14 protein-coding genes are annotated in these 13601 nt (G+C 64.2%); 8 read left to right on the forward strand and 6 right to left on the reverse strand.

From position 1 onward, the window contains the following. The first annotated feature begins 94 nt into the window (after window positions 1–94). From BLQ28_RS22370 to BLQ28_RS22390, 5 genes are all read left to right on the forward strand, one after another. Window positions 95–1549: an aspartate ammonia-lyase gene (locus tag BLQ28_RS22370; RefSeq protein ID WP_093244121.1), complete on the forward strand. Its 1455-nt coding sequence runs from the start codon at window positions 95–97 to the stop codon at window positions 1547–1549. A 168-nt stretch (window positions 1550–1717) separates the two neighbouring features. Next, the gene (locus BLQ28_RS22375; RefSeq protein WP_093244123.1) at window positions 1718–2617 is read left to right on the forward strand and encodes an amino acid ABC transporter substrate-binding protein; all 900 of its coding nucleotides are present in this window, start codon (window positions 1718–1720) and stop codon (window positions 2615–2617) included. Between the two features lie 92 nt (window positions 2618–2709). After that, complete coding sequence (locus tag BLQ28_RS22380) at window positions 2710–3441, forward strand: amino acid ABC transporter permease (RefSeq protein ID WP_093244124.1); 732 nt, start codon at window positions 2710–2712, stop codon at window positions 3439–3441. Window position 3442: 1 nt separating this feature from the next. Further along, on the forward strand, window positions 3443–4132 hold the full coding sequence (locus tag BLQ28_RS22385) for an amino acid ABC transporter permease (protein WP_093244649.1): 690 nt from the start codon (window positions 3443–3445) through the stop codon (window positions 4130–4132). Between the two features lie 39 nt (window positions 4133–4171). After that, window positions 4172–4909, forward strand: a complete 738-nt coding sequence (locus BLQ28_RS22390; protein WP_093245512.1) for an amino acid ABC transporter ATP-binding protein — start codon at window positions 4172–4174, stop codon at window positions 4907–4909. 72 nt (window positions 4910–4981) lie between these two features. On the opposite strand, the gene BLQ28_RS22395 is transcribed toward BLQ28_RS22390, so the two are convergent. From BLQ28_RS22395 to BLQ28_RS22405, 3 genes are all read right to left on the reverse strand, one after another. Then, window positions 4982–6079, reverse strand: a complete 1098-nt coding sequence (locus BLQ28_RS22395) for a nucleoside hydrolase (protein WP_371126703.1) — start codon at window positions 6077–6079, stop codon at window positions 4982–4984. 191 nt (window positions 6080–6270) lie between these two features. After that, entirely contained in the window at window positions 6271–7089 is an 819-nt protein-coding gene (locus tag BLQ28_RS22400; protein ID WP_093244652.1) for a dienelactone hydrolase family protein, read from the reverse strand. Continuing rightward, the gene (locus BLQ28_RS22405; protein WP_093244654.1) at window positions 7086–7547 is read right to left on the reverse strand and encodes a tautomerase family protein; all 462 of its coding nucleotides are present in this window, start codon (window positions 7545–7547) and stop codon (window positions 7086–7088) included. Before BLQ28_RS22405 ends, BLQ28_RS22400 begins: the two co-directional genes overlap by 4 nt. A 91-nt stretch (window positions 7548–7638) precedes the next feature. Here BLQ28_RS22405 and BLQ28_RS22410 point away from each other — a divergent pair, with 91 nt between their 5' ends. Beyond that, complete coding sequence (locus BLQ28_RS22410) at window positions 7639–8604, forward strand: GlxA family transcriptional regulator (protein WP_093244657.1); 966 nt, start codon at window positions 7639–7641, stop codon at window positions 8602–8604. 20 nt (window positions 8605–8624) lie between these two features. Here BLQ28_RS22410 and BLQ28_RS22415 read toward each other — a convergent pair whose 3' ends face one another. The 3 genes from BLQ28_RS22415 to BLQ28_RS22425 form a co-directional block, all read right to left on the reverse strand. After that, window positions 8625–9662: a DctP family TRAP transporter solute-binding subunit gene (locus BLQ28_RS22415; RefSeq protein ID WP_093244659.1), complete on the reverse strand. Its 1038-nt coding sequence runs from the start codon at window positions 9660–9662 to the stop codon at window positions 8625–8627. Window positions 9663–9771: 109 nt separating this feature from the next. Then, window positions 9772–11070, reverse strand: a complete 1299-nt coding sequence (locus tag BLQ28_RS22420; RefSeq protein WP_093244662.1) for a TRAP transporter large permease — start codon at window positions 11068–11070, stop codon at window positions 9772–9774. Further along, the gene (locus BLQ28_RS22425; RefSeq protein ID WP_093244664.1) at window positions 11067–11696 is read right to left on the reverse strand and encodes a TRAP transporter small permease; all 630 of its coding nucleotides are present in this window, start codon (window positions 11694–11696) and stop codon (window positions 11067–11069) included. The genes BLQ28_RS22420 and BLQ28_RS22425 overlap by 4 nt, the downstream gene beginning before the upstream one ends. Before the next feature lie 501 nt (window positions 11697–12197). Here BLQ28_RS22425 and BLQ28_RS22430 point away from each other — a divergent pair. Further along, window positions 12198–12530, forward strand: coding sequence for a hypothetical protein (locus tag BLQ28_RS22430; RefSeq protein WP_093244667.1), 333 nt, complete (start codon window positions 12198–12200; stop codon window positions 12528–12530). Next, a complete protein-coding gene (locus BLQ28_RS22435) occupies window positions 12527–13600 on the forward strand; it encodes an ImmA/IrrE family metallo-endopeptidase (protein WP_176801198.1) in 1074 nt (357 codons plus the stop codon). Before BLQ28_RS22430 ends, BLQ28_RS22435 begins: the two co-directional genes overlap by 4 nt. The last annotated feature ends 1 nt before the right edge of the window (window position 13601 follow it).

Below are 13601 nucleotides of genomic sequence, written 5' to 3' on the forward strand. Positions count from 1 at the left end.
CTACTACAGTCGCGGCAGTTTTTTTCTGCTGTCACTCGTCACACCCACCCCGCACGCGCCACACGCGTGCTTTTTTTTAAGCCGAGGAAACCGTATGAGCTCCAATTTCCGGACTGAGCACGACTTCCTCGGCGAGAAGCAGATCCCCGCCATCGCCTACTGGGGCGTGCACACGGCGCGTGCCGTCGAGAACTTCGCGATCTCGGGCACCCGCATCTCGGCCATGCCCGACCTCGTGCGCGCCCTGGCCTACGTGAAGAAGGCCGCCACGCGCGCCAATGCAGACCTGGGCGCCATCGACCGAGACCGCGCCGCCGCGATCATCCTGGCCTGCGAAGACATCGTCGACGGCAAGCTGCTCGGCGAATTCGTGGTCGACGTGATCCAGGGCGGCGCCGGCACCTCGACCAACATGAACGCCAACGAGGTCATCTGCAACCTCGCGCTCGAGAAGCTGGGCCACGAAAAGGGGCGCTACGACGTGCTGCACCCCAACGACCACGTCAACGCCTCGCAGAGCACCAACGACGTGTACCCCACGGCGGTGCGGCTGGCGCTGTGGTTCGCCATCGGCCGGCTGCTCGAAGCCATGGCCGCGCTGCGCCGCAGCTTCGAGGCCAAGGCGCTCGAGTTCAAGGACATCCTCAAGATCGGCCGCACGCAGCTGCAGGACGCGGTGCCCATGACGCTGGGCCAGGAGTTCCTGACCTACGCCATCATGATCGGGGAAGACGAGGCCCGCCTTGGCGAGGCCCGTGCGCTCATCGAAGAAATCAACCTCGGCGCCACCGCCATCGGCACCGGCATCAACGCGCCGCACGGCTATGCCAACCTGGCCTGCCAGTACCTTGCCGAGCAGACCGGCGTGCCGCTCAAGCAGGCCGCCAACCTGATCGAGGCCACGCAGGACACCGGCGCCTTCGTGCAGCTCTCGGGCGTGCTCAAGCGCGTGGCGACCAAGCTGAGCAAGACCTGCAACGACCTGCGCCTGCTGTCCAGCGGCCCGCAGGCCGGCTTCGGCGAGATCCGGCTGCCGGCGCGGCAGGCCGGCTCGTCGATCATGCCGGGCAAGGTCAACCCCGTGATTCCGGAAGTCATGAACCAGGTGGCCTTCGAGGTCATCGGCAACGACATCACCGTCACGCTGGCGTCCGAGGCCGGGCAGCTGCAGCTCAACGCCTTCGAGCCGATCATGGGCTGGAGCCTGTTCAAGAGCATCCAGCACCTGGGCAACGCCTGCCACACGCTGCGCACCAACTGCGTCGACGGCATCGAGGCCAACCGCGAGTTTTTGGCCAAGCGGGTGCGCGAGTCGGTCACGCTGGTCACCGCGCTCAATCCGCTGATCGGCTACGAGAAGGCTGCGCTCATCGCCAAGACCGCGCTGGCCACCGGCGGGCCCATCGACGTGGTGGCCGAATCGCTGGGCATCATGACCCGCGCCGAAATGGACGCGCTGCTCGTGCCCGAGAATCTGACCCAGCCGGTTCGCCTGTCTGCCGCACCGGTTCCCCCGGCCGCCGAGCCTTCGGGCACAAAGGCTGCTTAGTGAAAGTCGGACAATGCCAGGAGGCAGGATCGCACCAAGCTGGCGCCTGTGCGCGCCCAGGCGGTGCAACGTGCGCCGTGTTGCACCGGGTTGGTCCGGGTATCACGCAAAATGCGAATGTCTAGAATTTAGTTGTATCTGTTTCAGTCACCCTCAGGAGTTTTCCGAATGAAAAAACAAGTATTGGCATTGGCAATCGCGGCGCTGGCCGCCGGCGGCGCGATGGCGCAAGCCAATGACACGCTGGCCAAGATCAAGGCTTCCGGCGTCATCACCGAAGGCGTGCGTGAATCGTCCGGCCTGTCGTACACGCTGGGCAACGGCCAGTACACCGGCTTCCACTTCGACGTCTGCGCCAACATCATCAAGGACATCGAGAAGCTCGCCGGCAAGAAGCTCGAAGTCAAGTACCAGCCCGTGACCTCGCAGAACCGCATTCCGCTCGTGCAGAACGGCACTGTGGACATCGAGTGCGGCTCGACCACCAACAACGCCACCCGCCAGAAGGACGTGGCTTTCGGCGACACCACCTACGTCGAAGAAACCAAGATCCTGGTCAAGGCCAACTCGGGCATCAACTCGCTGGCCGACCTGAAGGACAAGACGGTCGCCACCACCACCGGCACCACGCCGCTGCAGACCGTGCGCAAGCAAAAGCGCGCTGAAAACCTGACCTTCAAGGAGGTCTACGGCAAGGACCACTCCGACAGCTTCCTGCTGGTCGAAACCGGCCGTGCCGACGCCTTCGTGATGGACGGCTCGATCCTGGCTGCCCTGGCCGCCAAGTCGAAGTCGCCCAAGGACTACAAGATCCTGAACGACGTGCTGGCCGTCGAACCCATCGGCATCATGATCCGCAAGGACGACCCGGCCTTCAAGAAGGTCGTGGACGACAGCATCAAGGCACAAGCCAAGTCGGGCGAGCTGGCCAAGCTCTATGACAAGTGGTTCATGAAGCCGATCCCGCCGGCAAACGTGGTCATCAACCTGCCGCTGGGCGAAGCCACCAAGAACGCCTGGGCCAACCCGAACGACAAGCCTGCGGAAGACTACGTCACCAAGGAATAAGCGGCGCGTCGCTGCGTGAATGACGCCCACCTTTCGCGGTGGGCGTTTCTTTTCAGGGACTGGTTTTTCGAAGATGGTGAAGGAGTAAGAAAATGGGCAACTGGGATTGGCAGGTCTTCCTGCAAGACCCCGGGGGGGACTATCCGACCTACCTGCAGTGGATGCTGTCCGCCTGGGGCTGGACGGTGTCGGTGGCACTGCTGGCACTGATCGTCGCGTTGGTGCTGGGCTCGCTGGTCGGGATCATCCGCACGCTGCCCGACAACCCGTGGCTGGTGCGGCTGGGCAATGCCTGGGTCGAGTTGTTTCGCAACATCCCGCTGCTGGTGCAGATCTTTCTCTGGTACCACGTCATTCCGGCGCTGATCCCGGTGATGAAGGGCGTGCCCAGCTTCATCCTCGTGGTGCTGGCACTGGGCTTCTTCACCTCGGCGCGTATCGCCGAGCAGGTGCGCTCGGGCATCCAGGCGCTGCCCAAGGGCCAGCGCTATGCGGGCATGGCGGTGGGCTTCACCACCACGCAGTACTACCGCTACGTGATCCTGCCGATGGCCTACCGCATCATCATCCCGCCGCTCACGAGCGAGACGATGAACATCTTCAAGAATTCGTCCGTCGCGTTTGCCGTGTCGGTCACCGAACTCACCATGTTCGCCATGCAGGCGCAGGAAGAAACCTCGCGCGGCATCGAGGTCTACCTGGCGGTGACGGCGTGCTACGTGGTGTCGGCCCTGGCCATCAACCGGCTCATGGCGTACATCGAGAAGAAGACCCGCGTGCCGGGCTTCATCGTCTCGGCCAGCGCTGGCGGCGGAGGACACTGACATGATGAATCTCGACCTGTCGTTCTACAACTGGGACGTCATCAGCAACTTCGTCATCAAGGGCTTCTACTTCAGCATCATGCTGACGGTGGTGGCCACCATTGGCGGCGTGATCTTCGGCACCATCCTGGCGCTCATGCGCCTGTCGGGCAAGAAGTGGCTCGACGCGCCCGCGGCGCTGTACGTCAACGGCATGCGAAGCATCCCGCTGGTGATGGTGATCCTGTGGTTCTTCCTGCTGGTGCCGGCGTCGTTCTATTCGCTGTTCGGTTCGGTGGGCTCCAACTACCGCTCCGAGATCTCGGCCGTGATCACCTTCGTCGCGTTCGAGGCCGCGTACTTCTCCGAGATCATGCGCGCGGGCATCCAGTCGATCCCGCGCGGCCAGGTCAACGCCGGCCAGGCGGTCGGCATGACCTACGGCCAGAACATGCGCCTCGTGGTGCTGCCGCAGGCGTTCCGCAACATGCTGCCGGTGCTGCTCACGCAGACCATCATCCTGTTCCAGGACACCTCGCTGGTCTACGCCATCGGTGCCTACGACATGCTCAAGGGCTTCGAGACCGCCGGCAAGAACTTCGGCCGCCCGATCGAGGCCTACCTGCTCGCAGCCGTCGTGTACTTCGTCATGTGTTATGCCTTGTCCTGGCTCGTGAAGCGCCTGCACAAGAAGATCGCCATCATTCGCTGATTGAGTGGCTGAACCGGAGAGAAAGATATGTCCGAAAAAATGATCGAAATCAAGAACGTCTCCAAGTGGTACGGCCCCGTGCAGGTGCTCAACGACTGCTCGGTGAACATCTCCAAGGGTGACGTGGTGGTGGTGTGCGGGCCTTCGGGCTCGGGCAAGTCCACCCTCATCAAGACCGTGAACGCGCTCGAGCCCTTCCAGAAGGGCGAGATCACCGTCAACGGCATTCCGCTGCACGACCCCAAGACCAACCTGCCCAAGCTGCGCTCCAAGGTCGGCATGGTGTTCCAGCACTTCGAGCTGTTCCCGCACCTGTCGGTGACCGAGAACCTCACGATCGCGCAGATCAAGGTGCTGGGCCGCTCGCCCGACGAAGCCAAGACCCGCGGCCTGAAGATGCTCGACCGCGTGGGCCTGATGGCGCACAAGGACAAGTTCCCGGGCCAGCTCTCGGGCGGCCAGCAGCAGCGCGTGGCGATTGCCCGTGCGCTGTCGATGGACCCGATCGTGATGCTGTTCGACGAACCCACCTCGGCGCTGGACCCCGAAATGGTCGGCGAAGTGCTCGACGTGATGGTGAGCCTGGCCAAGGAAGGCATGACCATGATGGTGGTCACGCACGAAATGGCCTTCGCCCGCAAGGTCGCGAGCCGCGTGATCTTCATCGACGTGGGCGGCAAGATCCTGGAAGACTGCCCGAAGGACGAGTTCTTCGAGCACCCCGAGAATCGTCAGCCGCGCACCAAGGACTTCTTGAACAAGATCCTGCAGCACTGATTCGCTGCTGCGGCACAAAGACAAAAGCCACGCTGTTTCGCAGCGTGGCTTTTTTCATGGGCTGGCCAAGGCTCAGGGCAGCCGCGAGATGCGCTGCGTCAGCAGATCGAAGAACCCCTGCGCATCGCCCTCAGCAATCCAGTTCACGTTGGCCGGCTTCTTCAGCCCGCCGTACCAGTCGACCGCCGTCTGGCCGAAGCCGATGCCTTCGCGGCTGTCGACTTCCACGTTCACCTGCCGGCCCTTGAACAGCGAAGGCTGCAGCAGGTAGCCGATCACCGTGGCGTCATGTACAGGGCCGCCGGGCAGGCCGTAGTACTGCATGTCGTGCTGCACGTAGGCATCGAGGATGTCTGCGACGGTCTTGCCGGCCTGGTTGCCGATGCCGCGCAGCTTCGCGATGCGCTCGGGGCTGGTCAGCACCTTGTGCGTCACGTCCAGCGGCAGCATGGTGATGGGCACGCCGCTCTTGAGCACGATCTCGGCCGCATGCGGGTCGGCGAAGACGTTGAACTCGGCCGTCGGCGTGATGTTGCCGCCGTTGAAATGCGCGCCGCCCATCAGCACCAGCTCGCGCAGGCCGCGCGTGATGTCGGGGGCCTGCGTCAGCGCCAGCGCAAGATTCGTTTCGGGCCCGAGCATCGCGAGCGTCACGCTTTTTTCGGGCGCTGCGCGCAGTGTACGGATCAGGTAGTCGACCGCGTTGCCTTCGGCCAGCGGCTGGCTCGGCTCGTGCACCTTCACGCCCGTGATGCCTTCGCTGCCGTGAATGTCGGCCGCATAGATGGGCGTGCGCACCAAGGGGCGCGGTGCACCCGCATAGACGGGAATGTCGGGCCGCTTCGCCCATTCGCGCGCAAGCCTTGCATTGCGCGACGTCTTGGCCAGCGGCACGTTGCCCGCCACCGTGGTCAGCGCCTGGATCTTCAGTTCGTCGGGCGAGGCCATGGCAAAGAGCAGCGCGATCACATCGTCGGCACCGGGGTCGGTGTCGATGATCAACGTACGCACTGCGGGCTTGCCGGATGCGGCATCGGCGGCATGGGCATTCGAGGCGGCGAGGCTGAGGGTCAAGATGACGAGTCCAAGGACAGGAAGGGCCAGAAGAAAAAGCAGGCGGCGTGCCGTCGTTGTCGATGCAACGGCCGATGCGGTGGATTTCAGGGGCATGGGAGCGATTCCTTGCGGGCGCGGGAGTGCGCCGCAAGTCAGTCTGCCAGAGCATCGCGCGCCGCAACACGCGATGGCGGCTGCATTTTCGGCCATCGCGCGCAGGTGCGCGACACCGTGCAAACCAAGGGGTTAGCGCGCGAATTTGCCCACAGTGAAAAGTGTGCAGCCGCGCGGCTGCCGCCTGCTGCCTACTGTTGCGTGCGCCCCTCACCGAGCCGCTGCGCGAAGAACGACAGGATCTCGTTGCGTGCCGCCACGGTGGGCTGGCCCGCTTCATCGATCAGGTGTGCCGTCACCACGCTGTGCGGGCTGGCCACCACCTTGTCGAAGAAGGGCGGTGTGTTCGGGTTGGCCGCGCTGTCGGGCAGCACGCGAGCGACGAAGCGCGGCCCCAGCGCCTCGGCAAAGGCCGCGAAGCGCTCGGCCCTGCAATGCTTGTCACCGTCGAAGCGGTAGGCCATCACCGTCAGGTCTTCGCGCTCCAGGCGCGCACGCACGGCGGCCAGTTCGTCGGGCGCCATGTTCATGCCGGCGGGGTTGTCCATGGGCAACGAGGGCTGGCACACCACGGGCGCCAGCATCGCGGGCTCCAGCATCATCGAGAGCGCGAAGTTGCCCGTGAAGCACATGCCGATCGCGCCCACGCCGGGGCCGCCGCACTCTTCGTGCGCGAGCCGCGCAAGGGCGCGCAGCCACTGCGTCACCGGGCTCGATTCGTTGGAGGCGAAGGCACGAAACTCCGCGCTGACGCAGGCCCGCTTGAAGGTGGCGATGCCTTCCTCGACACCCGGCACCGCACCGTCGCGGCCGAACAGCGAGGGCATGTAGACCGTGAAGCCCGCGTCGCGCACCCAGCGGCTGAAGCGTGCGACGTGCGGGCTGATGCCCGGCATCTCTGTCATCACGATCACCGCGGGCCCTGTGCCCGTCACGTGGACCACCTTGGTGATGCCGTCGAGCGTGATCGAACGGGGCTCGAAGTCGTTCAATGGATCGTCGTGGTTCATGCCGTGGCCTCCACCAGATGCTGCAGGTGCGCGTAGCCCGCTGCGCGGGCGAAATCGGGAAGCTTCCAGAGCGCGCTGCCCACGCCCCAGGTGCCATTGGGCACATCGTGCAGGACGACTGAACTCAGCAGCTGGCGCTTGTCATTCGCGGGCATCGCGGCCTTGAATGCCGCGTGCATCAAGTGGATGAACTGCGTGCGCGATGCCTCGTCCAGCACACCGGCAGGCAACTGCACGGTGGCCGCGCAAGGCAGGAACTTCGCCGTGACGTCGGCCCCACCGCATGTCCAGTCGCCGGCCGCGATCTCTTCGATCAGCACCCAGCAAAGAAACTGCTTCGCCGGGTCGGCCGGAATCTGTTCGGCGGCCGATGCGGCTTCCCTGATCTTCTGGACGAGCGCTGCCCGGCTGTCGCCGGGAAAGGCGCCTTGTGGAATCTTGACGAGGATGTGGGGCATGGGTGCGCCTGCTGATGTGAAGCTTGTATTGGAGCGATCCCGTTGCCAGAATGACAGTGTCTGTTTTGACTGTTTTAAGGCGCTATCCGACATGCATGATTTCACCGTCCTGGTTCTGGAGGACGCATATGCCAGCAGCGTGGCGGTCACGCTCGACATCCTCGCTGCGGCAAGTGCGTTGGCGGCCAGGGCAGGCGTGGCCGCGCCGCGCTGGCGCCTCTGCTCGGCCGAAGGCGGCACGGTGCGGCTCCAGGGCGGCATGAACATCGACACCGCCAGGCTGCCCGCAAGGCCCAGGGACGACCGTTCGACATGGGTGCTGCCGGGCCTGGGGTTGAACACATCGGCACAGGTCCGGCAACGCCTCGAAGACGCCGATACGGCCAAGGCCGTTGCCGGCCTCGCGCGGCATGCGCGGGCGGGTGGGCCTGTGGCTGCATCGTGTTCGGCAGTGTTCCTGCTGCACGCTGCGGGCCTGCTTGAAGGCCGGCGCGCCACCACTTCATGGTGGCACGCACCACTGCTTCAAAGAATGGCGCCGGGCTGCACCGTCGATGCTGACCGCATGGTGTGTTCCGATGGCCCCGTGGTCACGGCTGGTGCCGCCTTCGCCCAGACCGATCTCATGCTGCACCTGCTGCGTGAGCGCTTCGGCAACGCACTGGCCGACCTGGTCTCGCGCATGCTGCTGATCGACGGGCGTCAGGCGCAGGCGCCGTTCATCGTTCCCGAGGCGATGGCCAGCGGCAACGACCTCGTGGCCAAGGTCGCCGCGCGCATCGAGTCCGCGTTGCCCGCCCCACCGACCGTGAGCGCCCTGGCACGTGAGTTCTGCATGTCCGAGCGTACGCTGTCGCGCCACATCCAGAAGGCGACTGGCAAGAGCACGCAGGCGCTGGTGCTGGGCGTCAGGCTGCGCCGCGCGCGGGCGCTGCTCGAAACCAGCCGCATGACGGTCGAACAGGTGGCCGGCGCCGTCGGGTACCAGGACGCCACCGCATTGCGACGCCTGATGAAGAAGGTGACCGGCGCGAACCCGAGCCGGTACCGCTGCTGATCGAAGCGCGCTGCTTCCGATTACTTCTTGCGCGCCGCAATCGCCTTCTCGGCGTTCGCGACCAGCTCCACGCCCACGGTGGACTTCCACTTGTCGTACACCGGCCGCGTCGCCTTCACGAAGGCTTCGCGCTCTGCCGGCGTGAGGTTGGTCACCGTCACGCCCATGCCCGCGATGTCTTTCAGCACAGGCTTGTCGGCTTCCACCAGGCCCTTGCGCGCGATGGCGATTTCTTCCTTGCCGGCATCGATGGCCGCCTGGCGCACGATGGCCTGATCGGCCGGTGTCCACGAGGCCCAGATTTCCTTGTTGACCACGAACACCAGCGGGTCGGCCACGTAGCCCCAGGTGGTCACGAACTTCTGGCCCACGGTCTGCATCTTGAGCACGGTGAACAGGAACAGCGGGTTCTCTTGCCCATCAACCGCGCCGCTCGCGAGCGCGGGTTGTGCATCGGCCCAGCTCATCTGCGTGGGGTTGGCGCCGAGTGCGGTGAACATGTCCGAATAGATGGGCGAACCGACCACGCGGATCTTCATGCCCTTCATGTCCGCGGGCGACTTGATCGGCTTCTTCGAGTTGGTGATCTCGCGGTAGCCGTTCTCGCCCCAGGCGAGCGGCACGACGCCGGCCTTCTCGAGCGTCTTGAACATCTCCTTGCCGACGTCGCCTTGCGTGAGCGCATCGATGGCCGCGTAGTCGGGCATCAGGAAGGGCATGGAAAACAGGTTGAGCTGCTTGACCTGCGGCGACCAGTTGATGGTCGAGCCCACGGCCATGTCGATGACGCCCTGGCGCAGCGCGCTGAACTCGCGGGTCTGGTCACCCTGGATGAGTGACACGCCGGGGTACAGCTTGATGTTGATGCGGCCCTGGGTGCGCTCCTTGACCATGTCGGCCCAGATCTTTCCGGCCTGGCCCCAGGGCGTCGGCGGGCCGAGCACGAGGGACATCTTGTATTCGGGCTTGTAGTTGCCTTGCGCGATGGCGGCGGTACTGGCAAAGCCGAATGCAGTCGCGGCCACGGCAAGGCCCAGCAGGGTGCGGCGGAATTTCATGAGACGTCTCCTTATTGTTTGAACACTGACTGGCACTGAAAACTTTTCAATGGAACGCGAGGGGCGCGTTGTTCGGGGCGAGTGCACAGGACACCGGGTACTCCCCTCCTTAGTACCCAAGCTTGCGCGGCAACCACAGCGCCAGTTCCGGAAAGATGATGACCAGCACCATCACCACGAACATCGAGAACAGCATCCAGCCCACCCATCGCACCGTCTCTTCCATGCGCACATTGGCGATGCGGCACGACACCATGAGGTTGACCGCGAGCGGCGGCGTGAACTGGCCCAACGCCACCTTCAGTGTGAGGATCACGCCGAACCACACCGGGTCCCACTTGTAGTGCTGCACGATGGGCAGCAACAGCGGCACGAAGATCAAAAAGATCGACACCCCATCGAGGAACATGCCCACCGTGATCAGCAGCAGGATCAGCAGCGCCAGGATGCCGTACTCGCCCAGCCCCGAATTCACGATGGCGCGCGTCACCGGATCGATCACGCCCAGCGTCGACAGCGAATACGCAAAGATGCCCGCCAGAGACACCACCAGCAGGATCACCGCCGACAGCTCGCCCGACTCGCGCAGGATCACGAACAGGTCGCGCACCTTGATCGTTCGGTGGATGCACATGCCCACGAACAGGCCGTAGAACACCGCCACCACCGCCGCTTCGGTCGGCGTGAACCAGCCCGCACGCATGCCGCCGAGAATGAGCACCGGCGCAGCCAGGCCCCAGGTCGCTTCGCGAAAGCTCTTCCAGAACGGCGGGCGTGGCAAGGTCGATTCGAGCGCGCCCATCTTGTGCTTGCGGGCCAGCATCACGGCCGGGATCATCAACGCCAGGCCGGCCATCACGCCGGGGATCATGCCGGCCGCGAACAGCGCCGGCACCGACGCACCGGGCACCAGCACCGAGTACACGATGAACGCGACCGAAGGCGGAATCAGGATGTCGGTGGCCGCCGCCGCACCCACCACGCTGGCCGAGAAGGCCGGCGGGTAGCCCGCGCGCGACATGGCCGCGATCATCACCGCGCCCACCGCCGCCGCATTGGCCGGGCCCGAACCCGAGATGCCGCCGAGAAACATCGCCACCGCAATCGCCACCAGTGGCAGCATGCCGGGGCCGCGCCCCACGATGGCAATCGCGAAGTTCACGAGCCGTAGCGCCACGCCCGAGCGGTCGAAGATGGAGCCCACCAGCACGAACATCGGAATGGCCAGCAGCGGGTACTTGCCCAGGCCCGCGTAGAAGTTCTGCGGCACGGCCAGCAGGCCGAACCATTGCGCGTCGCTATTGGCCAGCGCGATGCAGGCGGCACCGGCCAGGCCCAATGCGGCGCCGATGGGCACGCCCACCAGCATCATCGCCACGAAGGCGACGAAGAGAAGCGTGGCGATCACTTGGCGTCGCCCTTGCCGCTGCTGTTGTTGCTGCTATTGCTGCTGCTGCCGGTCTTCTTGCCGGTGGCGGGTGCATCGGACTTGTAGTTTGTCTTGCGGCCGCGGCGCACCATGAGCCCGATCGCGCGCAGCGCGATGGCAAACGACACGATCGGCAGCCAGATTGAATACCACCAGGCCGGCAGGCCGATGCCCGGCGTGGTTTCTTCGAAGTGGTAGTCGTCCCACACCATGCGGATGCTGAGCGCGCCGATCAGCGTGAACAGGATCGCGATCGTCAGCGCGCCGAACTGCGCAAGCCGCTTGCGCCGCGCCATCGAGCCGCTTTCCGAGAAGTACTCGATGCGGATGTGCCGGTCGCGCGCCACGGCCGCCGAGCCGGCCACCAGCGCCAGCATGATCATGAGGAACACCGAGAACTCTTCGGTCCACGCGAACGACGAATCGGTGAAGTAGCGCACCAGCACGTTGGCAAAGGTGATGAGCGCCAGCGCACCCATGATGATGACCGTGAGCCAGTCCTCGATGGCCAGCGGCACCTTGGTCGGCTCGTCGGCGGCTTCGATGTCGGGGGGGAGGGGGCTGGCGGCGTCCAGCGTGGGGCCGGACTCGGGTGGAGTTGTCATCGCAGGAAGGTCAGTGAGGCAAACGCCATGTCACCGGGCGGACGCCGGGATGCGATCCGTACACCTCGACAGGGAAACAACCTTCCATGCTAGGTCGTCGATGACCACGCATGTATCGGGGGTTTCCTTAGCAGCTGGGCCTGCTGAGCGGCTTTCGGGGCGTGTGTACAGGGCACCGGGTACTCCCCTCCGCGAATATCCCCCGGCCTTCGGCCTCCTCCTTTATTTCGCTGCGGGGAGTACCCGGTGCCTTGTGCACGATGAGGGCGGCTGTGGGGTTGGTGGGTCCAGCGCTGTGGTGGATTGCGGGTGGGCGTGCGGGGGCGTGCTACTGAGCTTTCGTGAGAGACGGGCGCTGGACAAGCAGAAGTCCGAAGGGCTGGTGTAGGTCGCGGCCGACTTTGGTATGAGTGCGTTCGATGTTCGCTTCTGAATCGTTTCAGCCCACACAGGTAAGGATCGAGAGGTGCGGCGCAATACTTCGCCGACAATCCTGGCTCTATGCCGCTTGAGATTGCCTTTCAGACGAGGGAGTTGCGTGCCACCTGTGAAAGCCCGACGAGGGCGAAGCGGGAGCTTGGCGAGCTAGGCAGCAAGGCGCTGCGCCGGGTGCTGGCCGACATGAACGCGGTTGAAACTGTCGCCGAACTGTTTGATATGGGGCTCGAAATTGAGAGTTGCACGCAGGAGCACGGAATGCTACGGTTCCAGTTAAGCGAAGGACTTAGCCTCTTCTGCAATGTGATTCAGCAAAGCGCGCCGATGAATGGTGAAACGATTGATTGGGCTCAAGTGGCGAGACTCAAGGTCGCCCGCATCGGGGGCGGCAAGTGAGTGTCTCTGCTGAATTTCTCCCTGCATGGGCGTCTCCTCCAGGCGAGACCGTTCGAGAACTCGCCCAGCGGAAGGGGCTGACACAAGCGGTCGTTGCCAGCGCCCTCGGCGTTGCGGAAAGTGCTCTCGCTCGCGTGCTCGATGGCGATTTACCCATCACCGAAGCGAGAGCGGAAAGACTTGCGGCCTCTGTCGGGGCTACGCCTCGTTTCTGGCTTGCACGTGAGGCGCAGTACCGCCATGCATTGCAGGCAATTCACGATGACACCCGTGCCTGGGTATCCAGCCTTCCGTTCGCCGACATGGCGAAGTTTGGATGGTTGAGTGCCGCGAGCACGGCCGCGGACAAACTCCACCAAGCTTTCGCCTTTTTCGGCGTGTCGAGCGTCGATGAATGGCGGGATACGTGGCTTTCGGAACGCGCCGGCTTGACGGCGTACAGGACCTCGCCAGTCTTTACGACGCAAGGCGCGTCTGCTGCTGCTTGGCTTCGACAGGGTGAGCAGGCCGCGAGCCGCATCAGCACCGCGCAATGGTCCCGCGCCGACTTCGAGCGAATCCTGCCGGAGTTGAAGCCGCTGACGAGGGTTGAGAAGCCCACGGAATTTATCCATCAGCTTCAGCGTAGGTGTGCCGAGTGCGGGGTCGCAGTTGTCATTGTCCGGACCCCCAAAGGCTGCCCGGCAAGCGGTGCAACACGGGTTAGAAATGGTCAAGCCATCCTTCAGCTCAGTGCTCGGTATCTGCGTGACGACAGCTTCTGGTTCACCTTTTTCCACGAGGCCGGGCATCTGGTTTTACACGAGGATCGCCTGTTCCTTGAGTGGTCTGAGAAGCGGCATCTCGATGAGAAAGAGGAGCGGGAAGCCAATGACTTCGCTGGGAAGGTTCTGATTCCGCCGTCGCAAGAGGCTGCGCTGCGCGCGCTTCCTCATGAGTACAAGGCTGTCATGAGGTTTGCGCGAAAGCTCTCGGTGTCGCCGGGAATCGTGGTTGGTCAGCTTCAACACCGAGGCTTAGTGCCTAGGGACAAGCTCAACTTCCTGAAGAAACGATATACCTGGGGCTAAT

The organism is Variovorax sp. EL159, assembly GCF_900100965.1.
In the GTDB taxonomy this organism is placed as follows: domain Bacteria; phylum Pseudomonadota; class Gammaproteobacteria; order Burkholderiales; family Burkholderiaceae_C; genus Variovorax.